27 protein-coding genes and 2 pseudogenes are annotated in these 26,381 nt (G+C 66.9%); 16 read left to right on the forward strand and 13 right to left on the reverse strand.

Annotated elements, in window-relative coordinates; all coding sequences use genetic code 11:
• Window positions 1-9: 9 nt before the first annotated feature.
• Window positions 10-909, reverse strand: coding sequence for a LysR family transcriptional regulator (locus NWE53_RS11060; RefSeq protein WP_265054346.1), 900 nt, complete (start codon window positions 907-909; stop codon window positions 10-12).
• 69 nt (window positions 910-978) lie between these two features.
• Here NWE53_RS11060 and NWE53_RS11065 point away from each other — a divergent pair, with 69 nt between their 5' ends.
• The gene (locus tag NWE53_RS11065) at window positions 979-1,647 is read left to right on the forward strand and encodes a glutathione S-transferase family protein (RefSeq protein WP_265054347.1); all 669 of its coding nucleotides are present in this window, start codon (window positions 979-981) and stop codon (window positions 1,645-1,647) included.
• Entirely contained in the window at window positions 1,637-2,581 is a 945-nt protein-coding gene (locus tag NWE53_RS11070; RefSeq protein ID WP_265054348.1) for a pyridoxamine 5'-phosphate oxidase family protein, read from the forward strand. The genes NWE53_RS11065 and NWE53_RS11070 overlap by 11 nt, the downstream gene beginning before the upstream one ends.
• Here the strand turns inward: NWE53_RS11070 and NWE53_RS11075 are convergent.
• The 6 genes from NWE53_RS11075 to NWE53_RS11100 form a co-directional block, all read right to left on the reverse strand.
• Window positions 2,578-2,937 (reverse strand): tRNA-binding protein, encoded by a 360-nt coding sequence (locus NWE53_RS11075; RefSeq protein WP_265054349.1) that lies wholly within the window; start codon window positions 2,935-2,937, stop codon window positions 2,578-2,580. The genes NWE53_RS11070 and NWE53_RS11075 overlap by 4 nt on opposite strands.
• On the reverse strand, window positions 2,934-4,925 hold the full coding sequence (locus NWE53_RS11080) for a methyl-accepting chemotaxis protein (protein ID WP_265054350.1): 1,992 nt from the start codon (window positions 4,923-4,925) through the stop codon (window positions 2,934-2,936). Before NWE53_RS11080 ends, NWE53_RS11075 begins: the two co-directional genes overlap by 4 nt.
• A gap of 107 nt (window positions 4,926-5,032) precedes the next feature.
• Window positions 5,033-5,785 (reverse strand): TetR/AcrR family transcriptional regulator, encoded by a 753-nt coding sequence (locus tag NWE53_RS11085; RefSeq protein WP_265054351.1) that lies wholly within the window; start codon window positions 5,783-5,785, stop codon window positions 5,033-5,035.
• A 66-nt stretch (window positions 5,786-5,851) separates the two neighbouring features.
• Entirely contained in the window at window positions 5,852-6,673 is an 822-nt protein-coding gene (gene proC / locus NWE53_RS11090; protein WP_265054352.1) for a pyrroline-5-carboxylate reductase, read from the reverse strand.
• Window positions 6,674-6,783: 110 nt separating this feature from the next.
• Entirely contained in the window at window positions 6,784-7,290 is a 507-nt protein-coding gene (locus NWE53_RS11095; protein ID WP_265054353.1) for a type III secretion system chaperone family protein, read from the reverse strand.
• Between the two features lie 315 nt (window positions 7,291-7,605).
• A complete protein-coding gene (locus tag NWE53_RS11100; RefSeq protein ID WP_265054354.1) occupies window positions 7,606-7,860 on the reverse strand; it encodes an accessory factor UbiK family protein in 255 nt (84 codons plus the stop codon).
• Between the two features lie 142 nt (window positions 7,861-8,002).
• On the opposite strand from NWE53_RS11100, the gene NWE53_RS11105 reads away from it, so the two are divergent.
• From NWE53_RS11105 to pth, 8 genes are all read left to right on the forward strand, one after another.
• Window positions 8,003-9,154, forward strand: a complete 1,152-nt coding sequence (locus NWE53_RS11105; protein ID WP_265054355.1) for a M24 family metallopeptidase — start codon at window positions 8,003-8,005, stop codon at window positions 9,152-9,154.
• A 61-nt stretch (window positions 9,155-9,215) separates the two neighbouring features.
• Entirely contained in the window at window positions 9,216-9,773 is a 558-nt protein-coding gene (locus NWE53_RS11110; RefSeq protein ID WP_265054356.1) for a hypothetical protein, read from the forward strand.
• 189 nt (window positions 9,774-9,962) lie between these two features.
• A complete protein-coding gene (locus NWE53_RS11115; RefSeq protein ID WP_265054357.1) occupies window positions 9,963-10,907 on the forward strand; it encodes a ribose-phosphate pyrophosphokinase in 945 nt (314 codons plus the stop codon).
• Between the two features lie 10 nt (window positions 10,908-10,917).
• A complete protein-coding gene (gene queC / locus NWE53_RS11120) occupies window positions 10,918-11,643 on the forward strand; it encodes a 7-cyano-7-deazaguanine synthase QueC (protein WP_265054358.1) in 726 nt (241 codons plus the stop codon).
• Window positions 11,633-12,196 (forward strand): VUT family protein, encoded by a 564-nt coding sequence (locus NWE53_RS11125; RefSeq protein ID WP_265054359.1) that lies wholly within the window; start codon window positions 11,633-11,635, stop codon window positions 12,194-12,196. Before queC ends, NWE53_RS11125 begins: the two co-directional genes overlap by 11 nt.
• Before the next feature lie 93 nt (window positions 12,197-12,289).
• Window positions 12,290-14,143: a putative bifunctional diguanylate cyclase/phosphodiesterase gene (locus tag NWE53_RS11130; protein ID WP_265054360.1), complete on the forward strand. Its 1,854-nt coding sequence runs from the start codon at window positions 12,290-12,292 to the stop codon at window positions 14,141-14,143.
• Between the two features lie 137 nt (window positions 14,144-14,280).
• On the forward strand, window positions 14,281-14,907 hold the full coding sequence (locus NWE53_RS11135; RefSeq protein WP_265054361.1) for a 50S ribosomal protein L25/general stress protein Ctc: 627 nt from the start codon (window positions 14,281-14,283) through the stop codon (window positions 14,905-14,907).
• 99 nt (window positions 14,908-15,006) lie between these two features.
• Window positions 15,007-15,621, forward strand: a complete 615-nt coding sequence (gene pth, locus NWE53_RS11140; RefSeq protein ID WP_265054362.1) for an aminoacyl-tRNA hydrolase — start codon at window positions 15,007-15,009, stop codon at window positions 15,619-15,621.
• A gap of 4 nt (window positions 15,622-15,625) precedes the next feature.
• On the opposite strand, the gene NWE53_RS11145 is transcribed toward pth, so the two are convergent.
• Entirely contained in the window at window positions 15,626-16,231 is a 606-nt protein-coding gene (locus tag NWE53_RS11145; RefSeq protein ID WP_265054363.1) for a hypothetical protein, read from the reverse strand.
• Window positions 16,232-16,432: 201 nt separating this feature from the next.
• Here NWE53_RS11145 and ychF point away from each other — a divergent pair, with 201 nt between their 5' ends.
• Together ychF and NWE53_RS11155 are read left to right on the forward strand one after the other, a co-directional pair.
• Window positions 16,433-17,530, forward strand: a complete 1,098-nt coding sequence (gene ychF, locus NWE53_RS11150) for a redox-regulated ATPase YchF (protein WP_265054364.1) — start codon at window positions 16,433-16,435, stop codon at window positions 17,528-17,530.
• 24 nt (window positions 17,531-17,554) lie between these two features.
• Complete coding sequence (locus tag NWE53_RS11155) at window positions 17,555-18,571, forward strand: MaoC family dehydratase (protein WP_265054365.1); 1,017 nt, start codon at window positions 17,555-17,557, stop codon at window positions 18,569-18,571.
• A gap of 2 nt (window positions 18,572-18,573) precedes the next feature.
• Here the strand turns inward: NWE53_RS11155 and NWE53_RS11160 are convergent, their stop codons facing one another.
• The 5 genes from NWE53_RS11160 to NWE53_RS11180 all read right to left on the reverse strand — a co-directional run bounded on the left by NWE53_RS11160 (window position 18,574) and on the right by NWE53_RS11180 (window position 23,167).
• Window positions 18,574-19,878, reverse strand: a complete 1,305-nt coding sequence (locus NWE53_RS11160; RefSeq protein WP_265054366.1) for a sensor domain-containing diguanylate cyclase — start codon at window positions 19,876-19,878, stop codon at window positions 18,574-18,576.
• 53 nt (window positions 19,879-19,931) lie between these two features.
• Entirely contained in the window at window positions 19,932-20,576 is a 645-nt protein-coding gene (locus tag NWE53_RS11165; protein WP_265054367.1) for a class II aldolase/adducin family protein, read from the reverse strand.
• Window positions 20,573-21,682: an S-methyl-5-thioribose-1-phosphate isomerase gene (gene mtnA, locus NWE53_RS11170; RefSeq protein WP_265054368.1), complete on the reverse strand. Its 1,110-nt coding sequence runs from the start codon at window positions 21,680-21,682 to the stop codon at window positions 20,573-20,575. The genes NWE53_RS11165 and mtnA overlap by 4 nt, the downstream gene beginning before the upstream one ends.
• Before the next feature lie 6 nt (window positions 21,683-21,688).
• Window positions 21,689-22,216 carry an adenine phosphoribosyltransferase gene (locus tag NWE53_RS11175; RefSeq protein ID WP_265054883.1) on the reverse strand — a complete coding sequence of 176 codons (528 nt, stop codon included), beginning with the start codon at window positions 22,214-22,216 and terminating at the stop codon, window positions 21,689-21,691.
• A 75-nt stretch (window positions 22,217-22,291) separates the two neighbouring features.
• Entirely contained in the window at window positions 22,292-23,167 is an 876-nt protein-coding gene (locus tag NWE53_RS11180) for an S-methyl-5'-thioadenosine phosphorylase (protein WP_265054369.1), read from the reverse strand.
• 200 nt (window positions 23,168-23,367) lie between these two features.
• On the opposite strand from NWE53_RS11180, the pseudogene NWE53_RS11185 reads away from it, so the two are divergent.
• From NWE53_RS11185 to NWE53_RS11200, 4 genes and pseudogenes are all read left to right on the forward strand, one after another.
• Window positions 23,368-23,523: pseudogene (locus tag NWE53_RS11185) on the forward strand (integrase); the annotation flags it as partial.
• Window positions 23,524-23,850: 327 nt separating this feature from the next.
• Window positions 23,851-24,882, forward strand: coding sequence for an alpha/beta hydrolase (locus tag NWE53_RS11190; protein ID WP_265054370.1), 1,032 nt, complete (start codon window positions 23,851-23,853; stop codon window positions 24,880-24,882).
• 75 nt (window positions 24,883-24,957) lie between these two features.
• Window positions 24,958-25,933, forward strand: a pseudogene (locus NWE53_RS11195) (alpha/beta hydrolase).
• A gap of 17 nt (window positions 25,934-25,950) precedes the next feature.
• Complete coding sequence (locus NWE53_RS11200; protein ID WP_265054371.1) at window positions 25,951-26,379, forward strand: carboxymuconolactone decarboxylase family protein; 429 nt, start codon at window positions 25,951-25,953, stop codon at window positions 26,377-26,379.
• Window positions 26,380-26,381: the final 2 nt, after the last annotated feature.

Raw genomic sequence — 26,381 nt, forward strand, 5'->3', positions numbered from 1 at the left:
GAGCGCGCGTCAGCCGGTACCGATCGGCGCAAGCTGCGGCAGCCGCTCAACCGCGTGATCGATGAAGGCGCGCACGCGCGGCGCGGGCTGGCGGCCGCCGGGCATGACCAACTGGACCGGCAGCGGCAGCGGCTCGAATTCCGGCAGGAGCCGCACCAGCGTTCCGGCCGCCAGATCGTCGGCGGCCTGATAGGACAGCACCCGCGCCAGCCCCCGGCCCGCCCGCGCCGCGATCAGCGCCGATTCCACCTCGTTGACGATCAGCCGCGGCGTCAGCACGATCCCGCTGCCACGTCTCGGCCCGCCAAAGCGCCAGTGCAGCGTCTGGTTGGCAGCGACGCTGGCGATCGTCTCATGCGCCGCGATATCGGCCGGGCGGCGTAGCGGCGGGCAGCGCGCGAGATAGGACGGCGCCGCGACGAGGATGCGCCGGACTTCTCCGACTTTGCGCATCAGGAAACCGGAGTTCGGCAGCGGCCCGATGCGGATCGCGAGCTGCAGATCCTCCTCGATCAGGTCGAGATTGCGGTCGGCCAGCACGATCTCGACCTGGACATGCGGGTAGCGATCGAGGAACTCCGAGACCAGGGGCGTGACGTGCCGCCGGCCGAAGGAGAGCGGCGCCGTTATACGCAACAGCCCGCTGACGGGCTCATTCGCCGCGACGCCGAGCGCAGCGTCATAATCGGACAGCAGCCGCCGCGCCGTCGCCGCTAGCTCCCGGCCCGCATCGTTGGGCGTCAATCGCCGCGTGGTGCGCGCGATCAATTGCGCACCGACACGCTCCTCCAGCGCCGCGAGCGCGCGCGTCACCGCCGGACGTGAGCGGCGCAGCCGCCGGGCGGCCCCGGCGAGGCTGCCCGCATCGACAATCGCGACGAAGATCGCGAGCTCCTCGATCCGGTCCACGGCATCGTTCCGAAAATTGAAATTCTGACTTCCTTCGATAGCAGATTTTGACATTTATCCGAAACGATCATGATCCTCTCGACAAAGAGGATCATCGCCATGCCATCGACCGAGATCGTCCTTCACGGCACCGCCCTTTCCGGCCATGCCCACCGTGTCGAGCTGCTGCTGCGAGCGCTCGGCCTGCCATATCGCTTCGAACAGGCGCCGGCCGAAATCCGGCAGGGCGCTGCGTTCCGCAAGCTCAACCCGCTCGGCCAGATTCCGGTACTGCAGGATGGCGAGATCACGCTCGCCGACAGCAACGCGATCATGGTTTATCTGGTAAGACGCTATGCTCCGGAGAGTGACTGGCTGCCCGGCGATGCCGTCGGTGCCGCCCATGTCCAGCGCTGGCTCTCGATCGCGGCCGGGGAGGTCATGCACGGCCCCTCCATCGCCCGGCTGATCACGCAGTTCGGCATCAAGGACGACAAGGCGCGAGCCAAGCGGATCGCGGCGCGGTTGCTCGCTTTCATGGAAGAGCATCTGGCGGAGCGCGAATACCTCGCTGCCGCTCATCCGACGCTCGCCGACCTTGCCTGCTATTCCTACATCGCCCATGCACCGGAGGGCGGCATCTCGCTCGCGCCCCATCCGGCCGTGCGCCGGTGGCTCGCCCGCGTCGAGGCCCTGCCCTTCTTCAAGCCCATCCCGCCTTCACCCCTTCCCGTGGAGCGCGACGACGATGCTGCCTGATAGCCCCTTCCACGCCGGCGAACTCGCCGCGCAGGCACGGGCGGGCGTCGCCGCACGCGGCGCCGGCATCCGCAGCTTCATGCCGGACCAGCACCGCATCTTCTTCGGCCAGCTGCCCTGGCTCTTCGCGGGCGTTCTCGATCAGAGTGGCTGGCCCCTGGCAACGGCGCTGAGCGGGCCGATAGGCTTCGCCGCGAGCCCCGACCCGACCAGCCTCGCCATCGCGGCTTTGCCGCAATCCGACGATCCGGCATTCGACGCCATCCGGCCGGGCAGCGCGATTGGCCTGCTCGGCCTCGAATTCGAAACCCGCCGCCGCAACCGCGCCAATGGCCAGATCGAAACCGTCGACGACAAGGGTGTCACGGTCTCCGTCGCGCAGAGCTTCGGCAATTGCGCCAAATACATCCAGGCGCGTACCAGGTTACCGGACGGAGGAGAACAGCCCCAGGCGGTGCAGACGCTCGCCCGCCTCGACGGAGCTGCCCAAGCCCTGATCGCCGCTTCCGACACGCTGTTTATCGCGAGCGCCGCAGTTGCCGGTACGCCGGGCGGCGGCGTCGACGTCTCGCATCGCGGCGGACGGCCCGGCTTCATCCGCATCGACGGCGACACGCTGACGGTGCCCGACTTCATCGGCAACAACTACTTCAATACGCTCGGGAACCTGCTGGAGGAGCACCGCGCGGCCATCCTCCTCGTCGACTTCGAAACCGGAACGATGCTCCAGCTCCAAGGGCTGGTGGAGATCATCTGGGACGGGCCGGAGCTTGCCGGGCTGGAAGGCTCCCAGCGCCTCTGGCGCTTCCATGTCACTCGCGGCTGGCGAAGCTCTCATGCGCTGCCGCTGCGCTGGACGGCACCCGATTATGCGCCGACCACGCTGCAGACCGGCATCTGGACAGGCTCGCGCGCGTCGGTAGCGGCGGCCTAGAACAGCCGGCCGCCGTCCGGAACGGCGAGGCCGGGGCTGATCAGCACGACCTCACCCTCAGTGTCGGGGATGCCGAGCGTCAGCACCTCGGACATGAACTTGCCGATCTGACGCGGCGGGAAATTGACCACGGCGAGGACCTGCCGGCCCGGCAGGTCCTCGGGCCGATAGTGCTTGGTGATCTGCGCCGAGGATTTCTTGCGGCCGATCGTGCCGCCGAAATCGATGACGAGCTTGAGCGCCGGCTTGCGTGCCTCGGGATAAGGCTCAGCCTCGACGATCGTGCCGACACGGATGTCGACCTTGAGGAAATCGTCGAAGCCGATCGGTGCGGCCGGCTCGGTGGAAGCGCTCAAAACTCCTCCCAGCCCTTGTCGCGGGCGTCGGCATCGAGCTTGCGCGCGACCATCGCACTCCCGTTATGGGCCTTGGTGGCACGCGGCGCGACAGGCCGGGGTGCAGCCTTAGCAGCGGGCGCGGCCACCGCCTGCATCGTTCGCGCCATGGCCTTGAGGCCGGCGACGTCCCCGCCGAGCTGGAAGCGCGCGACCATCGCGGACAGGCGGTCGGCCTCCTGCGACAGCGAATGAGCCGCTGCGGTCGACTGCTCGGCCATCGCGGCGTTCTGCTGCGTCGCCTGGTCCATCTCGCTGACCGCGGAATTGACCTCCTGGAGACCGGAGGCCTGCTCCTGCGCCGCACCGGCGATCTCCGCAACCAGCACGGTGACGCGGTTGATCTCGGAGGCCATGCGCTGCAGCGCCCCGCCCGTCTGGCCGACGAGGGTGACGCCCTTCTCGACCTCGATGGTCGAGGCGTCGATCAGCGTCTTGATTTCCTTGGCGGCAGAGGCCGAACGCTGCGCCAGCGCCCGCACCTCGGATGCGACGACCGCGAAGCCCTTGCCGGCATCGCCGGCGCGGGCGGCCTCGACCGAGGCGTTGAGCGCCAGGAGGTTGGTCTGGAAGGCGATCTCGTCGATCACGCCGACGATCTGCGAGATCTCCTGCGCCGACTTCTCGATGCCGCCCATCGCCGTCACGGCATCGCGCACGATGCTGGTCGACTGCTCGGCCTCGGTCTTGACCTGATCGGTCGCCTGATTGGCAAGGCGTGCGCTCTCGGCGGTCTGGCGGACCGTGGCGGTGAGCTGGTCGAGCGCCGTCGCCGTCTCCTCGACCGAGGAGGCCTGCTGCTCGGTGCGGCTGGCGAGGTCGTCGGCCGCCTGGCTGATCTCGGTGGAGCCGGCCTTCATGCTCTCGGTGTTGGTCGCGATCTGGCGCATCGCGTCTTGCAGCTTGGCGATCGCGCCGTTGAAGTCGTCCCTGAGCTTGACGTATTCCGTGGTGAAGGCGTCCTGGATCCGATAGGTCAGGTCGCCATCCGAAAGCCGCTCCAGCCCGGTGGCCAGAGCCTGGACCACGCCGGCCTGCACGCGGGCATGCTCTGCGCGGTCGGCTTCGTTGCGGCGACGCTCGCCATCGGCGGAGCTGCGATGACCGGCGGCCTCCTCCTCGGCGCGCAGCTTGTCGGTCTCCATCGCCTCCTTGGCGAGAGCCGCATCACGGAAGACGACGAGGGAACGTGCCATCGAGCCGATTTCGTCGGGCCGCTCCTGATGGGCGATCTCGGCATCGAGATCGCCGGACACGAGGCTGTCCATCGAACCCTTCAGCGAATGCAGCATCCCGGAGGCGCGGCGGCTCAGGAAGAGGACGAGGCCGAGCATGACGAGCCCGAGCGGCACCAGCACCTTGGCGACGCCGCCGACCATGCTCATGAAGGCCGCATCGACGTCATGCACATGCACGCCCGAACCGACCACCCACTGCCACTTCGGAATGCCGATGACGTAGGAAATCTTGAGGGAGGGCTCCTTGTCGCCGGCCTTGAGCCAGCCATAGTCGACGAAGCCTTCGCCCTTTGTCTTCCCCAGCGAGATCATCTCCTGGACGAAGAACTTGCCGTCCGCGTCCTTGAACGGCTTCATGTCCGTCGACTGGATCTTCTTGTTGGCATGCAGCATGCTGATGCCGTCGAAATCGCAGAGGAAGTAGTAGTTGCCGTTGTCGAAGCGCGCGCTGCCGAGGGCCTCGATGGCCATCTTCTTCGCATCCGCTTCCTTGAGCTCGCCGGCTTCGACGCGTGCCAGATAGCCCTTGATGGTCGTTGCCGCGGCCTCGACCTGATTCTTCATCTCACCGCGTTTGAGCGCAAGCATCTCGTTGCGGGCGGCATTCAACGTGTAGCCGACGCTGCCGACGACGATCAGCACGGCCAAGGCTGCGATCAGCGAGAATGAGCGGCTGATCGACAGGGTCGTAAGCTTCTTGGTAAACGACATGCCCGTGTCCTGCGCGAGATGAAGCTTCCCTCCATTCGCGCAAATTGACTAAGGCACGCTTAACGTTGACGCATTTCGGCCATATTCTGCGGAATTTGGTCCGGACGTCAGATGGCGGGCGCGTAATCCTCGTTATCCTCGCCGCGATCGGAAGCGCGCTCGCGTCGGCGGGCCCTCAGCGGCCGGCCCGAGCAGATCGCCCGCGCCAAGCCTCGGAACGGCGCCGTCAGCCGGTGGACATCCTCGACCCGCGCCATGATGCGCCCCGCCGTCTTCAGCTCGCGATCGAGCCGCGCCATGGTCTTGGACAGTTCCGGCTCGTCGTCATCGAGCCAGGTTTCGGAGACCCGCGCCATCAGCAGCACCGCGCCCTGCACCCGCAGATGGCCGAGTGCATCCTCGGTCGGGATGCCGGCCGAGGCAAGCATGTAGCGCCAGGAATTGACCGCCCCGCGGTTGAGCGCCGCCAGCGTCAGCGGATCGCGCCGGATGATGGGCGCGATCTTGCGCAAGGCCGCCTTGTAGGGCGCCATTGCGTCGAGCCGGCGCATCACGAGATCGAACAGGCGCTCCTTGACGGGTTCTCCCGCCAGATCGTCGGACGCACCAGCCAGCACCGCGTCGTCGACGATGCGCGTCACGCCGCCGAGCATGGCGAGCTTCGAGGGGAAGAGCCCGCGCAGCTGCGTCAGCGTCAGCCCGGCCTCGGCAGCGATGTCGGGCAGCTCGATCTGATCCCAGGGCCGGTCCACGGCGAGCTTCATCAGCGCATCGACGGCGCACCTGCGCGGATCGCCCGGCTTGGCGGCAGATTCAGGCTGCACGGCCTCGGGCAGGGTGGAAACGGGCTTGCGGGCCATAGGACTGCTCCTCTCGCTTCGCGATGGACAGAAGTTAGGCCGCTATCGTGGCAGGTGGAAGGCCGATCAGCCCGAAAGCTCGCCGGCGCGACGTTTGGCAGCAGCCACGGCCTTGCGCAGCAACGGCTTCATGCCGTCATCGGCCATCAGGACCTCGAGCGCCGCAGCCGTCGTGCCGCCGGGCGAGGTCACATTCTGGCGCAGCGTGCCGGGCGGCAGTGGCGACTGGAACAGCAGCTCGCCCGCACCCTCGACTGTCGCCCGCGCCAGCCGCTCCGCCACATCCGCGGGCAGGCCGGCTTCGGTTCCGGCAGCGGCCAGGCACTCGACCAGATGAAAGACATAGGCCGGGCCGGAGCCGGACACGGCCGTGACGGCGTCGATCAGCCCCTCGTCATCCAGCCATTCGACCTTGCCGATGCTGCCGAGCAGCGCATCGGCGGTTGCGCGCTGTGCCGCGCTCACGCCCTTGCCGGGCGCCGCGGCGGTGGCGCCGCGCTGCACGGCGGCCGGCAGGTTCGGCATGGCGCGGATGATCGCGCCCGCATTCGGCAGGCGCGCGGCGAGGTCGCCGAGCGTCTTGCCGGCGAGGATCGAGATCAGCAGCGTCCGGGGATGGATGAAGGCCTGCACCGCTGGCGCCGCCGTGTCGAGCATCTGCGGCTTGGTCGCGAGCACGACGACATCGGCAGCAGGAATCTCCTTGGCCGACGGATTGAGCCGCATCCCCTTTTCCTGGGCGAGCTCGACCATCTCGTCCGAAGGCTTGGGGTCGATCAGGCTGATCCCCTTCGGATCGATGCCGATGCGCAGCCAGCCCTCCAGCATCGCTCCGCCCATCTTGCCCGCACCGATCAGGACGAGCGATTGCGGAAGGGAATTCGACATGGCGGCCTCGCGACGGCTGGCGATCCCGGACCCGCGCCGGGATTCTCTAGCTCTCAGCCTTCCCGTCATGTCGCCGCCGGGTCAAGCCCGGCAGCAACCTCTGCGCAAGGTCAGGCTTCGCCGACCGTCTCGAGGATGGCGCCTTCCATCCCTTCCTTCGCCGTCTTGCCGGCCCAGACCACGAACTGGAAGGCCTGATAGTAGCGTTCGCAGGCCTCGACGGCCGTCTTGACCAGCGCCGCCGCCTGCTCGTCCGTCGGCTCCGCTCCGCCCGACAGCAATAGCGCATGGCGGTACATCACGACGCTTTCGGTGCTCCAGAGATCGAAATGGCCGAGCCAGAGCTGCTCGTTGACCAGGCTCACGAGCTGCAGCACCTCGCTGCGCCGCCGCTCCGGCACCTTGAGATCGAAGGCGCAGGCGATGTGCAGCGCCTCGACCTCGGCCAGCCAGGTGATGGCGACGTGATATTCCGACCAGCCGCCCGTCACCGCGACCGAAAGCTCATCCTCGCTGTCGCGGTCGAAGTTCCAGCCATTGAGGGCAGCGAGGCGTTCGAACAAGTCGAGAGGGTTGGAGGGCCGATCCAGCTCGGCATCCATATCGAGGTCTATCATGCCCTGGGGTCCACCTTCCGGAGCTGGCGCCCCGGCGCGTTCGAGAAGAGGAACACGGCGACTGGAAATCCGAAGGAACGCAACACACCTCCGGGGCACTCCGCGGGGAGCATCCCAACTCGTCGACCCGGAGCGAATCCGCCCGACGAATCAATTCTTTCCACCGACGATAGCGCAGGCGCTGTGACGCTCCCAACACAGCGTGAAGCTCTGCGGATTCGGCCGGCCGGCTCAATCCCCCCGAAGGGCTGTCCACAGCACATGGCTGTGGACATGACATGAGGACATGGGCGCCATCGCGCCAGGGCTGCCTCGTCAGGATTTGCCGAGCCGCTCCTCGATCGCGGCGAGGCGCGCCGCGAGCTTGTCGTTCTCCTCGCGGGCGATCAGCGCCATTTCGCGCACCGCCTCGAACTCCTCGCGGGTGACGACATCGAGATCGCGCAGCAGGCGTTCGATCTGCGTCTTCACGACGGTCTCGACCTCGCGGCGCACGCCCTGCGCGGCGCCGGCCGCGTCGGTGGCGAGGCGCGCGATGTCGTCGAGGATGCGGTTGCCGGGGTTCACCATAGCTCTCTCCCGTTTGGGCGAAACTCTCTGACGACAGCCTATAGGCAGCGCAGGCGGGCGCCGCAATCGCACTGCCACGTCGAGGACTTGCCCGGCGGACGGCGGCGCGATCAAATGTCGGTCCGCTTCAAGGAGTTGCGCCATGGCCCTGCATTTCACACCCGCCGAATTTACCCGCCGCCGCGAAGCGCTCCTTGCCGCCATGCAGGCCGGCCGCCTCGACGCGCTCTTCCTGTACCAGCAGGAATCGATGTTCTGGCTGACCGGCTACGACACCTTCGGCTTCTGCTTCTTCCAGTGCCTCGTCGTCAGGGCGGACGGCACGATGGCGCTGCTGACCCGCTCCGCCGATCTGAGGCAGGCGCAGCAGACCTCGAACCTCGGCGACATCCGCATCTGGAAGGACGGACGTGAGGCCAATCCGGCCAGGGACCTGCTCGCTCTGTCTGACGATCTCGGCCTCTCCGGCAAGCGCATCGGCGTCGAGTTCGAATCCTACGGCCTCGTCGCCGCCAATTACCGCAAGCTCGAAGCCGCCTTCGCCGGCCGGGCCGAGCTCGTCGACGCCTCGACCATCGTGACGCGGCTGCGCGCCGTGAAATCGGCGGAGGAGATCGCCTATGTCAGGCGCGCCGCCGCGCTCACCGACGCCGCAGACCAGGCAGCGCTCGACGTGATCCGGGCCGGCGCCGACGAGGGCGAGATCCTCGCCGCCCAGCACAATGCGATCTTCGCTGGCGGCGGCGACTATCCGGCCAACGAGTTCATCATCGGCTCGGGCCGCGACGCCCTGCTCTGCCGCTACAAATCCGGCCGGCGCCGGCTCGACGCCAACGATCAGATCACCCTCGAATTCGCTGGAGTCGACCGGCACTACCATGTCGCGGCGATGCGCACCGTCGTGGTTGGCGAGCCGCGCCCGCTGCACCGCCCCTACCACGCCGCCGCGAAAGACGCGCTGCTCGCCTGCGAAGCCGCGCTGAAGCCCGGCCGCACGGCCGGGGACGTCTTCGCGGCGCATGCCCGCGTCCTCGACGAGCACGGCCTTGCGCAGCACCGGCTCAACGCCTGCGGCTACTCGCTCGGCGCCAAGTTCACGCCGTCCTGGATGGATTGGCCGATGTTCTACGAGGCCAATGACTGGGAGATCGTGCCTGGCATGGTAATGTTCGCCCATATGATCCTGATGGATTCCGACAGCGAGACCGCCATGTGCCTGGGCAGGACCTATCTCGTCGGAACCGGCGGCGCCGAAGCGCTCAATCTGCCTGATCTGGACCTCGCCCTCCGTTGAGCCTAGAACAGGGGCACAGGGAATCTCGAAGCGGTCCACAGCCCAAAGGGCGGGAGGCGTCATGATCAACCGTTTGAGCGGCCTCGCTTTGGGGCCGGTTTTTGCGCTGGCGCTCGCCGGATGCCAGGAAACCACCCAGACCGCGGCGCGTCCGCGCGTCGATGCGCCGGGCGTGCCGGTCTCGGTCCAGAGCATCTCGGGCGCCCCCGAGGATGTCACCACGAGTTTCGCCGGCCTGCTCGGCGAGGCCGCGGCCGAGCGCAAGATGGAAATCGTTCCCGGCAACAAGCCGGCACGCTTCAGGGTCAAGGGCTACCTCACCGCCCAGCCGACCGAGGACGGCCAGACCTCGCTCGCCTTCGTCTGGGACGTCTATGATTCGACCAAGCAGCGCGCCCAGCGCGTCCAGGGCGAAAGCATCGGCAAGCGCAGCGGCGGTTCCGACCCCTGGGCCGGCATCGACCAGACGATCGTCGCCAAGGCCGCCTCCGACTCGATGGACGCGATCGCGAGCTTCCTGGTCACGACGCCGGCCGTCGCAACGCTCGATGCCGGCAAGGACAAGAAGAGCGCCAAGCCCAGCACCAGGGTCGCCGCCGCCCCCGACAAGAAGAGCTGATCGCCGGCGCTCCGCTGGCCGGCGACGTAAGGTCAGTGGATTCCGGGTCACGCCAGGCGCTCGACGCCTTTTTGCGCAGCTATATTGCAGCGCAACGGTCGACTCCCTGTCATCGCGCTGTTAAGAGCCGTTCGAATTGAGCCGGCATCGCCGGCTCGTGCCCCGCCTTGTCCAACGGTGCGCCACGGCATGCCCTCTCATTTCAAAGTCGTCGCCGGCAATTCCAACCGGCCGCTCGCTGAAGCGATATGCAGCCATCTCAGCATTCCGCTCGCCAAGGCCACGGTCCGGCGGTTCGCCGACATGGAAGTCTTCGTCGAGATTCAGGAGAACGTACGCGGGCAGGATGTCTTCATCATCCAGTCCACCTCCTTCCCGACCAACGACCACCTGATGGAACTTCTGATCATCACCGATGCGCTGCGCCGCTCCTCGGCCAAGCGCATCACGGCGGTGATTCCCTATTTCGGCTATGCCCGGCAGGACCGGCGCGCCTCGGGCCGCACCCCGATCTCGGCCAAGCTCGTCTCGAACCTGATCACCCATGCCGGCGTCGACCGCGTGCTGACGCTCGACCTGCATGCCGGCCAGATTCAGGGCTTCTTCGACATCCCGACCGACAACCTGTTCGGCGCCCCGCTGATGGCGCGCGACATCAAGGACCGGCTGGAGTGGAAGAACGCCATGGTCGTCTCGCCTGACGTCGGCGGCGTGGTCCGCGCTCGCGCGCTTGCCAAGCGCATCGACGCCCCGCTCGCCATCGTCGACAAGCGGCGCGACCGGCCGGGCGAGTCCGAGGTTATGAACATCATCGGCTCGGTCGAGGGCCGCTCCTGCATCCTGATCGACGACATCGTCGACTCCGGCGGCACGCTTGTGAATGCGGCGGAGGCCCTGCTCGATCAGGGCGCCAAGGAGGTCTTCGCCTATATCACCCATGGCGTGCTCTCGGGCGGCGCGGTGGCGCGCATCGCCTCGTCGAAGCTCAAGGAGCTCGTCATCACCGACTCGATCATGCCGACCGAGGCCGTGAAGGTCGCCCGCAACATCCGCGTCATCTCCATCGCCGGCCTGATGGGCGAGGCCATCGAGCGCACGGCGAGCGAAACCAGCGTGTCCAGCTTGTTCGACTGAGGGCGCTAGTGTGAGCGCCCGCGCCCTCGTCCTGTTCTCCGGCGGCCAGGATTCCACCACCGCGCTGGCCTGGGCTCTCGAGCGCTTCGATGCGGTCGAGACGATCGGCTTCGACTACGGCCAGCGCCATCATGTCGAGATGGAATGCCGTCTCGCGATCCGGGAAAAACTGCCTGCGCGGTCCTCGCGCTATGCCGAGCGGCTCGGCCCCGACCATCTCGTCGATCTGAAGGCGCTCGGCGCGATTTCCGACACCGCGCTGACGCGCGAGACCGAGATCGCCTTCGCGGAAACCGGCCTGCCGACCACCTTCGTGCCCGGGCGCAACCTGATCTTCCTCACATTCGCCGCCGCCGTCGCCTATCGCCGCGACCTGAAGCACATCGTCCTCGGCGTCTGCGAGACCGATTATTCGGGCTATCCCGATTGCCGCGACGACACGATCAAGGCGATGCAGGTCGCGCTGGGCCTGGGGCTCGATCGCCGGCTCGTACTCCATACGCCGCTGATGTGGCGCGACAAGGCGCAGACCTTCGCGCTGGCGCGCACGCTCGGCGGGCAGGCGCTGCTCGACCTCGTTCTCGAAGAGACGCATAGTTGCTATCTCGGCGACAGGACGACCCGGCATGACTGGGGTTTCGGCTGCGGCCATTGCCCGGCATGCGATTTGCGGTCAAAAGGCTTCGCGGCCTATCTCGTAACACCCGACGACAGCGGACCATCCTATGACTCGTGATCGCCAGCGACAGCTCGAAGGCCTCGTCGCACTCGTCCTGTTCGGCCTCACCATTCCCGCGGCCAACTGGCTGATCGGCAATGCCGGCTCGGTCTGCATCCCCAACGGGCCCTGCCTCGTGCCGGTCTGGCCCGGCGTGATGGCGCCGAGCGGCGTCCTCATGGTCGGCCTCGCGCTGGTGCTGCGCGACCTCGTCCAGCGCCGCCTCGGCACGCTGGCAGGCCTCGGCGCGATCGCCGTCGGCACGCTCATCTCGGCCATGCTCGCCCCGCCGGCCATCGTGATCGCCTCGGTCGTGGCCTTCCTGCTGTCGGAGCTCGCCGACTTCGCCGTCTATACGCCCCTGCAGCGCCGGCGCTTCCTCACCGCCGTCCTGGCATCCGGCGTCGTCGGACTCGTCGTCGACAGCATCGTCTTCCTGCATCTCGCCTTCGGCAGCCTGGATTTCCTCGCCGGCCAGATCATCGGCAAGGCCTGGATGGTGCTGTTCGCGGTGCCGCTGATGTATGTCCTGCGCCGTCGCGACGAGCGGCTCGGCCTCGCCGCCGCCTGAGGCGGGTAAAGTTTGAATCGGCGTCGCAATCGGCCCTTAAGGCGTTTGCGGTAAGCCCGCGTTCTTCGACAAGCTCTCAGCGTCGGGAACTGCGTGATCAGACCCTCGGGCCACCTGCAAGCTCTGCAGAACGATATTCTGGAAGACATCGCGCGGGGCGAGGCCCTCGCGACATGCATGGAGCGTCTCTGCCACCGGGCCGAGGCGATCTCGCCTGGCGTCGTCTGTTCCGTCGTCAACGTCGATGATCGCGGCTGCCTGCAGCCTCTCGCCTCGCCCAGCCTGCCCGCGCATTACATCGCCGGGATCGCCGGGATGCAGATCGGTCCCCAAGCCGGATCGTGCGGCACTGCGATCCATCGCGCCGCTCCGGTCGAAGTCACCGACATCGCGACCGATCCGCTCTGGCAATCCTATGCGCAGCTTGTCCTGCCGCTCGGCCTGCGCGCCTGCTGGTCGACCCCGATCAAGGCGCGCGACGGCCGCGTCGTCGGCGCCTTCGCCTTTTATTTCCCCAAGCCGCGCCAGCCGCGGGACCTCGAACGCCGCATCGTCGCGACCTGCGTGCATCTCTGCGCCATCGCGATCGAGCATGACGAGGTGCGCACGCGCAACCACCGCCTCGCCTATTTCGATACGCTGACCCGGTTGCCGAACCGCGCCCAGTTCAACGATGCGATCGCCACGATCAGCGCGGCCTCGCAGCGCTATGGGCTGCTGCTGATCGACATCGACCATCTGAAGATCGTGAACGATACGCTGGGCCACGCCGCCGGCGACAGCCTGATCGCCGGCGTGGGCGATCGGCTGAGCGCGGCCTTGGGCGGCTGCCTGACCTGCCGGATCGGCGGCGACGAATTTGCCGCGCTGATTCCCGGTTGCGACAGCGCCGCAAGGATGCGCAGCCTCGCCTCGGCCGCTCTCGCAGCCGTCGCCACGCCGCTCGACCATGACGGCCACAGCATCCAGCCCAGCGTCACCATCGGCGGCGCCATTGCCGGCGAGGACGGGGAAGACAGCGTGACGCTCCGGCAGAATGCCGATCTCGCGCTTTATCATGCCAAGGAAACCCGCCGCGGCCGCTATGTGCGCTTCCGCCGGAAGCTGCGCAGCGCGATGATGCATCGCACCCGGATCCGTAAGGATGTCGCAGGCGCGCTCGGCAGCGAGCGCATCATTCCCTACTACCAGCCGATCATCCGGCTCGACACGGCCGAGATCGTGGGCGTCGAGGCACTCGCCCGCATGCGGCTCGATGACGGCCGCATCGTCGCGGCAGGCGAGTTCCAGGAGGCGTTGCAGGACCCCAAGATCGCCCACCGCATCACCACGCAGATGCTCGCTTCCGTCGCCGCCGACATGGCCGACTGGCAGGATGCCGGCCTGCATGTCCGGCATGTCGGCCTGAACGTGACCTCGGCCGATTTCCAGAAGGGTGACCTCGCCCAGCGTGCCGCAAGAGCGCTCGACAAGGGGGGCGTGCCGATGCAGCACCTCGTCATCGAGATCACCGAGCAGGTCTTCATGGGCGGGCGCAGGGACGGCGTCGCCAGGACGATGGAAGCGTTGCGCGCTCTCGGGATGCTGGTGGCGCTCGACGATTTCGGCACCGGCTTCGCCTCGCTGACCCATCTGCTCGATTTTCCGATCGACATCATCAAGATCGACCGCTCCTTCGTCGGCCCCATCGACAGCGGCGCCCGCAGTGCGGTGATCGTCGAATCCCTGCTGACGATGACCCGCCGCCTCGGCATGAAGATCATCGCCGAAGGGATCGAGACCCAGTCGCAGGCCCAGCGCCTCGAGGAGATGGGTTGCCGCTTCGGACAGGGCTACCTCTATTCCCCGCCGGTCCCGGCATTCATCATCCGCGAACTGGTGCAGCGCTTCGGCCAGGCCGCTCCCGCCTTCCTGCCCGAGCGCGATATCGTCGCCAACGCGGCGTGACGCAGCGGACTTGAGATTGCGCCGGTTTTACCCTATGAGCAGCGTCGCGCCCGGCTGACACCCTTGGAGGCTCTGGACGCACGAACCGATGGCCGCCACGAGGCGGCCTTGTCATTTACAAGTCAAGGACATCCAACATGACCGCCGTGAAGCAAATCGAGGCTTCGGCGCGCGCACAGGTCGGCAAGGGGGCCGCCCGTGCAGTTCGCCGCCAGGGCCAGACGCCTGCCGTGATCTATGGTGGGGGCGCTGCTCCCGAAGCCATCGCGCTCGACTCCAACAAGACCCGCCAGCTGATTTTCGGCGGCCACTTCCTGACCACGATCTTCGAGATCACCGTCGCCGGCAAGAAGCACCGCGTCATTCCGCGGGACTACCAGCTCGACCCGGTCAAGGACTTCCCGCTGCACGTCGACTTCCTGCGCGTCGCCAAGGGCCAGACCGTGACCGTTCAGGTTCCGATCCACGTCATCGGCCAGGACGCCAGCCCCGGCATCAAGAACGGCGGTCTCGTCCAGCTCGTCGAGCACACCCTCGAAATCACCGTCGAGCCCGAGAACATTCCGGAAGCCTTCGAGGTCTCCGTCGCCGGCCTGAACATCGGTGACCAGATCGAAGCCAAGGCCATCAAGCTCCCGACCGGTGCCAAGCTGACCGTCGGTTCCGACGCGACGATCGTCACGCTCGCTCCGCCGACCGTCGATGTCGAGCCTGCGGCCGAGGCCGAGACGGCTGCCGAGGCTCCGACCGAAGCCAAGGCCTGAGGACGCGGCGCCAACCCGGCGCCCTCCCTGCCCAATCCAGTCGAACGAGACGGCCGGGACCTCCCGGCCGTCTTGCTATGAGCCTGCCGGAGTTCCGCCATGCTGATCTTTGCCGGCCTCGGCAATCCGGGCGGGCGCTATGCCCGCAACCGGCACAATATCGGCTTCATGGCCGTCGAGGAGATCGCGCGCCTCCATCGCGCCTCGCCCTGGCGCGCGCGCTTCCAGGCGGAGGCCTGCGAGGCCACCATCGGGGCCGAGAAGATCATCCTGCTCAAGCCGCAGACCTACATGAACGAGTCCGGCCGCTCGATCGGCGAGGCCGCCCGCTTCTTCAAGATCGCCCCCGCCGACGTCATCGTCTTCCACGACGAGCTCGACCTCCCGCCCGCGAAGCTCAGGGTCAAGCTCGGCGGCGGCAATGCCGGCCATAACGGGCTGCGCTCGACCACCGCGGCGATCGGCAACGAATACCGCCGCGTGCGGATGGGCATCGGCCATCCCGGCGACAAGGCGCTCGTCCATTCCTACGTGCTCAACGATTTCGGCAAGGTCGAGCAGCCCTGGGTCGAGGATCTCTGCACCGCCTGCGCCGATCACGCGGCCCTGCTGTCGGCCCATGACGATGCCGGTTTCCAGAACAAGGTGCATCTTTTCATGGATGCGCGTGGTCATGCCGCGGTGAAGCAACTCGGCGAGAAGGCTGCCGACTGAGCCGTCACAGGGGCAGCTTCGCCCCGGATTTGGCGACCGTGACGCGGCTCGTGCTGTAGCTGCCATCCGCTTGCCGGCTTGCCGTCATCGCGACCTGCGCGCCGGGCCTGAGTTCGCTCGCCTCGGCCGGCGCGGCCATTAGGATGGCGGCTTCCGGCGTGATCACGACCTTCTGCTCGCCGCCGGGATAGCTCAGCACCAGGCTGGCGCCATCGACCCGCGAGACCGTCTCGGCCACCGTCGCATTGGTCATGGTCGAATCCGGCAGCACGCCCCAGGGCCGGTGCCCCTCGCCCGTGCCGCGCATCGCCTCGGGGAAGATGAATACCTGCACGGCTAGCAGGGTCCCGTCCGGCTGCGGCTTGGCGCCGACGCCGATGAAGCTGCCCTTGGCGATGTCGGAGGCCTTGGCGGGCACCACCCCGCCGGTGGAGAAGCCCGGCGCGAGCGCGATCTTGGCCTCGCGTCCCTCGGGAGTCTTGAGGGTCAGGACCGAGCCGTTCATGGCTTCGACCTCGCCCCGTAGCCGCGTGCCCCCCTGTTGGGCCTGCGCCGCGCCGACGGCAAGGAGGGAAGCGAGAACGACGGAGAAGAGCGGGAGCTTGCGCATGGGATAACCGATCGCGAGGAGGCCTGCCGGCGATCCAGCACCGCCGCCCGCCCAGCCGCCATGCACGTTCGCGTGAGCGGCACCTCGCCCATCCGGCCGGCGGCTCTTGTCTTTATCGCGCAAGCCCCCCAATAAGGCCGCAACTTTCAAAGCTTCACGCCCGGCAGCGGCCAATCGCGCCGGGCAACGGAACAGGCGATCATGGGCTTCAAATGTGGCATCGTCGGCCTGCCGAACGTCGGCAAGTCGACCCTCTTCAACGCGCTGACGCAGACGGCCGCGGCACAGGCCGCGAACTATCCGTTCTGCACCATCGAGCCCAATGTCGGCGACGTCGCCGTCCCCGACGAGCGGCTGGAGAAGCTCGCCGCCATCGCCGGCTCCAAGGAGATCATCCCGACGCGGCTGACCTTCGTCGACATCGCCGGCCTGGTCCGCGGCGCCTCGAAGGGTGAAGGGCTCGGCAATCAGTTCCTCGCCAATATCCGCGAATGCGACGCCATCGCCCATGTCGTGCGCTGCTTCGAGGATGGCGACATCACCCATGTCGAAGGCAAGGTCGCGCCGATCGACGACATCGAGATCATCGAGACCGAGCTGATGCTCTCCGATCTCGAAAGCCTCGAAAAGCGCGTCCTGCCCCTGGAGAAGAAGGCGAAGGCCGGCGACAAGGAGGCCAAGGAAGCGGCCGATCTGATGAATCGCTGCCTCGTGCTGCTGCGTGACGGCAAGCCCGCCCGCCTCGTCCAGCTCGCCGCCGAGGAACGCCGGCCCTTCGAATTGCTCGGCCTGCTCTCCTCGAAGCCCGTCCTCTATGTCTGCAATGTCGAGGAAGCCAGCGCCGACAAGGGCAATGCCTTCTCCGAGCAGGTGAAGAAGCGCGCCGCCGAGGAAGGCGCCGTCGCCGTGGTCGTCTCGGCCAAGATCGAGAGCGAGATCGCGGTGCTGCCGCCCGAGGAGCAGGCGGATTATCTCGAGGCGGTCGGCCTCGAGGAGCCCGGGCTGAACCGCGTCATCCGCGCCGGCTACAGCCTGCTCAACCTCGTGACCTACTTCACCGTCGGTCCCAAGGAGGCCCGCGCCTGGACGATCGAGAAGGGCACCAAGGGCCCGCAGGCGGCAGGCGTGATCCATACCGATTTCGAGAAGGGCTATATCCGCGCCGAGACCATCGCCTATGACGACTATGTCGCCAACAAGGGCGAGGCCGGGGCGCGCGAAGCCGGCAAGTTCCGCCTCGAAGGCAAGGAATACGTCGTCGCCGACGGCGACGTGCTGCATTTCCGCTTCGCGAACTGAGGCGCGCCCAGAGGATCCCGGCCGATGCTGCAGTTCGAGGATTTCGTCGCCGGCGCGGTCACGCGCTCGCGCGGCATCGCCGTTTCTCAGGACGAGCTGATCGCCTTTGCCTCGCGCTACGACGCGCAGGATTTCCATGTCGATCCGGAAGCCGCCAAGGCGAGCTTCGTCGGCGGGCTGATCGGCTCCGGCTGGCATAGCTGTTCGCTGCTGATGCGCTTGATGGCGGAGGAGTTCCTGCTGGACTCCACCGGCATGGGTGCGCCCGGCATCGAGGAGGTGAAGTGGCTGCGGCCCGTCTTCCCCGGGGACACGCTGAGCGCGCGACGAACCGTGCTTGAGACCAAGGCCTCGCGCTCGCGCCCGGAAATGGGCCTGGTGCGCTTCCGGCTCGAATTGCTCAACCAGCGCGACGAGCCGGTGCTGGAGCAGACCAACTGGATCATGTTCGGCCGCAAGGGCTCCGGCATCGCTCCGCAGCCGACCGGGAACTGGCTCGCGCATTCCGCGCGGTATGAGCGCCCGGCCATCGAGAGCCCGCTCGAAAAGCCCGCCACAGCTGCGGAACCGACCCGCTTCTTCGAGGAACTGGAGATCGGCAGCCGCCATGAGCTCGGCAGCTTCGTCTTCACCGCCGGGGAGATCGTCGCCTTCGCCCGCAGCTTCGATCCGCAGCCCTTCCATATGGACGAGGCGGCGGCCGAGGCCTCATCCTTCGGCAAGCTTGCGGCCTCGGGCTGGCACACAGCCGCCGTCTGGATGGCGACGATGGTCTCGCATCGCGAGCGCCAGCTCGCGGCGACGACCGGGCGCCCTGCGCGCCTCGGCCCCTCGCCCGGCTTCAAGAATCTGCGCTGGTCGAAACCGGTCTTCGCCGGCGACCGCATCACCTATTTTTCGGAAGTGATCGACAAGCGCGAGAGCGCCTCGCGGCCGCAATGGGGCCTGTTCTTCCACCGCAACACCGGCGTCAACCAGCACGGCGAAGAGGTCTTCAGCTTCGACGGCTGTGTCTTCGTCGAGCGCAAGCCCGCGGCCTGAATTCAGCCCGCTCTAGCGTTGGCCGAAACGGGTAGAAGCAAGATCTCGATCCGGTCGCGGCCATTGCGTTTCGCCGCATAGAGCGCCTCGTCGGCACTGGCATAGAGGGCATCGCCGTTGAGCGGCCCCTGGCCGCAGCACAGCCCGATCGACACCGTCGCGCCCTGCAATTGTGCGTCGACCGCGCGCCAGGGCGCCTGGGCCAGCGCATGCCGGATCGCTTCCGCGACGCCCTTCGCCTGATCCGCCGTCACATCGGCGATCAAGACGCCGAATTCCTCGCCGCCAAGCCGTGCGACGAGCAGCGCCTGGCTGGTCGGGGGGCCGGCGATGATCTGCGCCACCATGCGCAGGCAGGTATCGCCGGCGACATGGCCGAACTGGTCGTTGATCGCCTTGAAGTGATCGACATCGACGATCAACAGCGCCAGCGTCTGCACACGAGCCGCCTCGCTGGCGAGGCATTCGATGAAGCGGCGGCGGTTGGCGAGCCCCGTCAGCCCGTCAGTCTGCGCCAATTGGACAAGTTCGGCATTGGCCTGCCGCAAGGCGTCCCGCGCGCTCATGAGCGCTGCCTGCTGGCGTTTCGCCATCGTGATGTCGGCATGGATGAAGCAGCTCAGCCCCTCGACCGTATGGCGAGCGACGACGCGCCGCCAGCGCTGCCCCGGCAGTTCGATCTCGAAGGGCGCGCCATCATAGCGCAGACCGTTGAGGATGCTGGCCCGCAGGCCCGCGACGGCCGAAACGCCGCGCCAGCATTCGGCGACGATCTGGTCGAACGTCAATCCGACGATCAGCATGTCAGCGGGAATGTCGTAGAGCTGGCGGAACGCATCGTTGGCCGCGATGATCCGGTCTTCGCCGTCGAGCAACATCGCACCGTCGGGAATGAAACGAAGCGCCTCGAAAGCGGGCAGCATGGCGTCCGCCGCATCGACTTGGTGCGCGGTCTGGATCATCTGCCACATCCGCACCCGGCTGCCGCAGGGCGCCCTGAGCGAAGTCGCGCGCAGCCGCCGGCCATTGTGCAGGAATTCGAAGGCCTGGGTCTGGTTTTCGTGGCGGGCCATGCCCTCTGCGATGTAGCGCTCGATATCCGGCATCTCCTCCGGCGCAAGCCGCAGCGTGTAGAACCGCCGCAGGTTGTCGACATAGGGCTCGCCCGGATAGATCAGGCCGTCGTCCTCAGGGAAGAAGTGCAGGAACGTGCGGTTCCAGCTGACGGCGCGATGCTCGGCATCGTATTCACACACGCCGACCGAGAGCACATCGAATGATTCGTGCAGATAGCGCGAAACGATCATGATCCATGTCTACGCGGCATTGTTTAACGCTGCGTAAGACGAGCCTCGCCAGATTAACCGACCTTGCCGTAGCCCGCGAATTTGGCGCCGACGCGCTCCATTTCGGCGCCATCGAGGATGATCGGCTCAAGCCCCGCCGCCAGGATGTCGAGATACTGGCCTGCGAGGTTCTCGACCTCGGCAACGATGGTGTGGGCGCCCGCCAATGTCTGTCCGAGCGCGATGACGCCGTGGTTGGCGAGCAGCACCGCCTTGCGTCCATCGAGCCCCCTCACGGCATTGGCTGCCAGCTCGGGCGAGCCGAAGGTCGCGTAATCCGCGCAGCGCACATCGGCGCCGCCGCAAAGCGCGATCATGTAGTGGAAGGCCGGGATGCCGCGCCGGGTGCTGGAAAGCGCCGTGGCACGCGGCGAATGGGTATGCACGATCGCCTGCGCATCCGGCCGCGCCTTGTAGATCTCGACGTGGAAGGGCCATTCCGAGGAGGGCTTGCGCGTGCCGTCCAGAACCGTGCCGTCGAGCGACAGATGGATCAGATCCTCGGGTTTCGTCTTCGCATAGGGCAGTCCCGAGGGCGTGATCAGCAACCCCTCGCCGAAGCGTGCGGAGACATTGCCCGATTTCGACGGGCAGAAGCCCGCAAGGTCGATCGCCTGTGCGACCGCCACGATCTCCTGCCGCAGCTCCAGTTCGTTCATCCTGTCGCCCTGCTTGCCAGATCGGGAAAGAGTTGCTCGAGGCCCTCAGTGCTCGCCGCGCAGACACCGCGCTCGGTGATGAGCCCGGTGACCAGCCGCGCCGGCGTGACGTCGAAGGCCGGATTGACCGCATTGCTGCCCGGCGCGACGACGCGGACGGAGCGCACCTCGCCATCCTCGGCCAGCCCGGACAGATGCGTCACCTCGCGCGCCGCCCGCTCCTCGATCGGAATGTCGGCGAGGCCGTCGCGGATGCTCCAGTCGATCGTCGGCGACGGCAGTGCGACATAGAACGGCACGCCGTTATCGTGGGCCGCGAGCGCCTTGAGATAGGTGCCGATCTTGTTGGCGACATCGCCATCGGCCGTGGTGCGGTCGGTGCCGACGATAACCATGTCGACCGCGCCGCGCTGCATCAGATGCCCGCCGGCATTGTCGGTGATCACCGTGTGCGGCACGCCATGGGCGCCGAGCTCATAGGCCGTCAGCGCCGCGCCTTGGTTGCGCGGGCGCGTCTCGTCGACCCAGACATGGACAGGGATGCCGGCATCGTGAGCCAGATAGATCGGCGCCAGCGCCGTGCCCCAGTCCACCGTGGCGATCCAGCCGGCATTGCAATGGGTGAGGATGTTGACCGGCTGCCCCGCCGGCTTGCGCGCCGCGATCTCGCGGATCAACGGCAACCCGTGCTCGCCGATGGCGCGGCAGAGCGCGACATCCTCGTCGCAGATCGCCGCCGCCTCGGCATAGGCGGTTTCCGCCCGGCGTTCGGAAGGCTTGGCCGCCAGCACTCGCTGCATGCGTTCCAGGGCCCAGTGCAGGTTGACCGCGGTCGGGCGCGTTGCGCCCAGCAGCGCCAGCGCCGCTTCCAGTGCAGCGTCGGAGGCATCCGCCCGCATCGCCAGCGCGACGCCATAGGCGGCTGTTGCGCCGATCAGCGGCGCGCCCCGCACCACCATGGAGCGGATCGCGTCGGCGGCCTGCTCGGCCGAGCCCAGCGCCACCGTCTCGAAGCGGAAGGGCAGCCGCGTCTGGTCGATCACCACGACGCGCCAGCCATCCTGCCCGAGCCAGATCGTTCGATAATGCTGGCCGTTGATCTTCATGCGCGCTCAGTGATCGGCGAAGGAGACGAGCGTCCGCACGGGCACGCCGAGCCTGCGGATCTTGTCGGCCCCGCCGAGCTCGGGGAGGTCGACGATGAAGCACGCTGCCACCACCTCCGCCCCCAGGCCGGCGAGCAGATTGACGGCCGCTTCGGCCGTGCCGCCGGTCGCGACGAGATCATCGACCAGCAGCACCCGCTCGCCCGGCTGCACCGCGTCGCGATGGATCTCGATCTCGTCCGTGCCGTATTCGAGCGCATAGGTCGCGCGCAACGTTTCCCGCGGCAGCTTGCCCTTCTTGCGCACGGGGATGAAGCCGGCCGAGAGCTGGTGCGCCACAGCGCCGCCGAGAATGAAGCCCCGCGCCTCGATGCCGGCAATCTTGGCGATCTTCAGCCCGGCGAAGGGCTGCACCAGCTCGTCCACGGCACGGCGGAAGGCCCGCGCATCGCCGAGCAGCGTGGTGATGTCGCGAAAGACGATGCCGGGCCGGGGATAGTCCGGGATCGCGCGGATGCTGTCGGCGAGGTTCATGGGCGTCGTCTCGGGCGTGGTGACGGACGCCTTGGTCGGACGCCGAGCCGGCTTCGTCAAGGGCACAGCCATGACTCAGGCCTTGAGCACGCGCCCGGCTACCGCATCGAGCTTCGCCAGCAGAGCCGGATCGCGGAAGGCAGGCGCGGTGATGATCGCATTGTCGAGGGCATTATGCGAGCCGGCCGGGCAGGCTTCGCGCTCGGTCGGGAAATCGGCCGCCAGTCGCGCGACGAGGCGGCGTGCCTTGTCGGCATTTTCGTGCAGCACTGCCACGACGGAGGCGACATCGACCGCGCCATGGAGCTCGTGCCAGCAGTCATAGTCCGTCACCATCGCGACGGTGGCGTAGGTGATCTCGGCCTCGCGCGCGAGCTTGGCTTCCGGCATCGCCGTCATGCCGATCAGGTCGTAGCCGAGGCCGCGATAGGTCATCGATTCCGCATAGGTCGAGAACTGCGGCCCCTCCATCGTGACAAGCGTTCCGCCGCGCACGAAGGGCAGCTCCTCCGCTTCGGCGGCCGCTGCGATCCGCGACTGCAGGGCCGGGCCGACCGGGTGGGCGACGGAGACATGGGCGACGCAGCCCTTGCCGAAGAACGAGCTCTCGCGCCGGCTGGTGCGATCGACGAACTGGTCGACCAGCACGAAAAGCCCCGGATAGAGCTCCGCCCTGTAGGAGCCGCAGGCCGAGAGCGAGACGAGGTCGGTCACGCCCGCCCGCTTCAGCACGTCGATATTGGCGCGGTAGTTGATCTCGGAGGGCGGGATCGCGTGGCCGCGGCCGTGCCGTGGCAGGAAGACGATCTTGGTTTTGCCGATGCGGCCGATCCGCAATGCGTCGGAGGGTTCGCCCCAGGGGCTGTCGATCCGCTCCTCGCGGAGGTCGCTGATACCCGGCAGATCGTAGATGCCCGATCCGCCGATGATTCCGAGAACGGCTTCGCTCATGGTCGATTCCCTGTTGCGGGCGCGGAAAGGACCACCTTTCGATGACGGTCGCAATACGGTGCGGCCGCAGGAGGCCGTCATGCTCGGGCTTGACCCGAGCATCTCCCGACGAGCAACGCATCGGAGTTTCTTCCTGCCAGGGATTCTCGGGCCTGCGTTCCGCTTCGCCCGAAATGACGGCTTTGGACCTAGCGCTCTACGGAACGGATAGTCTCCGCCGAACAAAGGTCGCGCTGATCTACAAGCGCACCGGCAATCTGCGTGCATGCCAGCTTGTTCTAGGCCATACGAAACTGGAAAGCACCGTGCGCTACCTAGACGATGCGCTTCTCCTTTCGGAGCAAACGGACCTATGACCTTGGGCACGGCGGGCACCCGCCGTGCCAGTTTCGCCATTCGACCACGGCCAGCTTGGGTGGGAAGCAGAAGTTCTGCAGCACGCTCAGTATCTGCCGATCCGCGCCCGTAGCGGGACTTGGGCATCTTCAGGAAGCAGACATGGAGCCCGCCGGATCGCCACTGCATTAATTAGCCGGACTTATCAAGCCTATTGAATCCAGATGGCTAATCGAAGAGTGCATAGGAGACTAGGTTCCTCGTGAGCTGATGCGGCGAACGAGGGGCGAATGCCTTCCATCGATACCAAACTCCTTATTGCGCCCTTCCTTCTCGCGGGGGGCTTGATGGGTTCAACACCGGCGTTCTCGCAACAGGCTGCCAAACCCGGCTTTCTGACGATCCAAGAGCAAGGCAGCTTCGCCGTCGGCGGCACGGTGGTGAGCACCCCCGGAAACTTCGCTAACGACAAGCCCACGGCCGAAGGGCAAAGCCTTCATGGCGACCATCTCTACGCCTTCTATCAGGTTCCCCAGAATCCCAAGCCGCTGCCGATCGTCATGCTGCACGGCGCCTTCCAGTCGGCGCGAAGCTGGGAGACGACCTCGGACGGGCGCGAGGGTTTCCAGACCCTGTTCCTGCGCGGCGGATTCCCGGTTTATCTCGTCGACCAGCCGCGGCGCGGACGTGCCGGCAACAGTACGGTCGGGACGACGATCGAACCCACCCCCTATGACCAACTCTTCTTCGATCAGTTCCGGCTCGGCAAATGGCCGAACTTCTTCGATAACGTCCAGTTCGACCGCAAGCCGGAGACGCTGGACCAGTTCTTCCGCTCGGTCACGCCGAATACCGGGCCCTACGATGCCGGCGTCATTTCCAACGCGATGGCGGCGCTGTTCGCCAAGACCGGTCCGGCGATCCTGTTCACGCATTCCCAAGGCGGCGGTCCGGGTTGGCTGACGGCGATCAAGAACGCCAACGTCAAGGCGATCGTCGCTTTCGAGCCGGGCAGCGGCTTCATTTTCCCGGAGGGCGAACTGCCCCCGGCCATGCCGAGCGCTGCCGGGACTTTGTCGCCCGAGGCGGTGCCTTCGGCTGATTTCCAGAAGCTCACCCGCATCCCGATCGTCATCTATTACGGCGACAATTTTTCGGTCGAGCCAACCACGGAGCGTGGGCAAGACAACTGGCGCGTCCGGTTGGCGATGGCGAAGCTCTGGGTCGCGGCCGTCAACCGGCACGGCGGGGATGCGCGCCTCGTACACCTCCCCGAGATCGGCATCCGCGGCAACACGCACTTCCCGTTCTCCGACCTTAACAATGTCGAGATCGCCGACCTGGTCTCGAAGTTCCTCGCCGAGAAGAAGCTCGACTGACGCTGGCGGCGCCTCGCGCCCGGCCTCCAAAGCACTGCATTCGAAAGGAAGACCATGATGACCCGTCGAACCGTCATGAAGACGGCCGCCGCTGCCGCAGCCACTGGCGTTGCCGCCGGGGACGCCCGCGCCGCCGATAACAGGAAGAATCCCTTCGGCCTGGTCTATGAGGGCGCGATCACCGGCAACGAGCCCGGCAAGGTCGATATCCACCCCGTGACCTACAAGCTGGGCGGGCTGGACATCGTCGCCAACGTCTACACCCCGGCCGGGTACAGCGCTGCCAAGAGCTATCCAGCTATCGTCGTCGCCCATCCGAACGGCGGCGTGAAGGAGCAGGTCGCGGGGCTCTATGCCCAACGGCTGGTGGGCGAGGGTTACATCGCGATCACAGCGGACGCCGCCTATCAGGGCGGGAGCGGCGGCCAGCCCCGCAGCGTGGACAAGCCCCAGAACCGGATCGAGGACATCCATGGCATGGCGGACTACGTCACCCGCTATCCGGGCGTCGATGTCGCCCGGATCGGTCTGCTCGGCCTCTGCGGCGGCGGCGGCTACGCGCTTGCCGCAGCGAAGGTCGACAAGCGGTTCAGGTCGATCGCGACGCTGAGCATGTTCAACTCCGGTCGCGTGCGCCGCAACGGCTTCGCGGATTCGCAGCTGAACACCATCCAGGACCGCTTGCGGCAGGTCTCGCAGGCGCGCGCCCAGGAAGTGGCAGGTGGCGAGATCCTTTACTCCGGAGACGCCAACCTGACCGACGAGCAGATCGCGAAGCTGCCCTTCGAGATGTATCGGCAGGGCTATGGATGCCACCGATCAGATCGAGCTGATCGACCAGCCCCTGCTGATGATCGCCGGCAGCAAGGCCGACAGCCTCTACATGACCAAAGAGGCCTTCCCCAAGGCGACCGGCACCACGGACAAGGAGCTGTTCGAGATCGAGGGCGCGACGCATATCGAGACCTACTGGGTGCCGAAATACGTCGATGCCGCCATGGGCAAGCTGGCCCCGTTCTTCGCCCGGACGCTTCCGTACCGCCGAAGTTGAGCCATCTCCAAACGCGAATGAGGTCTGCCATGCGAACCATCCGCAACGCGTCGGTTGCCGCCCTGCTCCTGGGTGCGGCGCCATTCGAGGGCTCCGCCCAAGCGCAAACCCCGGCACAGCCGGCGACGGCGAAGCCGCCGTCCAGGGCGCAGCAACTCATGGGGGACATCGCCCCGAAGATGGCCGAGCTCACCGACAACGTGCTGTTTGGCGACATCTGGGAGCGGCCGGGACTGGCCAAGCGCGACCGCAGCCTGATCACGGTTGCCGCCCTGATCGCGCTGAACCGGCCCGAGCAACTTCGTTCGCATATCGCGCTGGCGCGCACGAACGGCGTGAAGGAAGAGGAGATCGTCGAGGCGATCACGCAGCTCGCCTTCTACGCCGGCTGGCCGAATGCCATCACCGCCATCGGTGTCGCCCGCGACGTTTTCAAGCAGAAGTGAGC

Origin of the sequence: Bosea sp. NBC_00550 (assembly GCF_026020075.1) — a bacterium.
Taxonomy (GTDB): Bacteria; Pseudomonadota; Alphaproteobacteria; order Rhizobiales; family Beijerinckiaceae; genus Allobosea.